This is a genomic window from Nisaea sp. (genome assembly GCF_017640745.1).
Taxonomy (GTDB): Bacteria; Pseudomonadota; Alphaproteobacteria; order Thalassobaculales; family Thalassobaculaceae; genus Nisaea.
In genome coordinates, this window is the sequence record NZ_JAEPQA010000076.1 from 1 (window position 1) to 576 (window position 576).

At 57.6% G+C, this 576-nt stretch carries 1 protein-coding gene; it reads right to left on the reverse strand.

Going from position 1 to position 576, the window contains the following annotated elements; all coding sequences use genetic code 11:
- Positions 1 to 391: ribulose-phosphate 3-epimerase (locus JJ959_RS21300; protein WP_292888497.1), on the reverse strand; the 391-nt coding region annotated here is incomplete at its 3' end.
- Positions 392 to 576: the final 185 nt, after the last annotated feature.

The following is a 576-nucleotide window of genomic DNA, read 5'->3' on the forward strand; positions in this document are numbered from 1 at the left end:
GGTCCATCAGGTTGTCTAGCACTTCCACCGGCGTGCCGGGGTTTAGAACTGCGCCAGCTTTCTTGCCCAGCGCGCGGATGGCCTGCAGCGTGCGGTGCACATGCGGCCCGGCCTCCGGGTGGACAGTGATGATATCTGCACCAGCATCTGCAAAGGCTTCCAGATACGGATCCACCGGAGAGATCATCAGATGCACGTCGAAGGTCTTCTCGGAATGCGGCCTCAGCGCTTTGACCACGTCAGGTCCGATAGTGAGGTTAGGCACAAAATGCCCGTCCATCACATCGATGTGGATCCAATCCGCGCCCGCTTCGTCAACCGCGCGCACTTCTTCACCCAGCCGCGCAAAGTCAGCTGAGAGAATTGATGGTGAGATCAGCGGTGTCGCCATGGTCTATTTCCGGAAAATCCGCGTTTCCTCGCAGTAGCTTTGAGCGCGACTCGCCGACAAGAAGCGGTGTGGCCTTTTCCACACGCAGCGTAGTCCGGATTAAGGATACCCGCAGAGCCAATTCAGCCGGAATTCAGCCCAATGGATGCAAATGGGTGGTGGAATTGGCCTGAAAAGCCTATTCC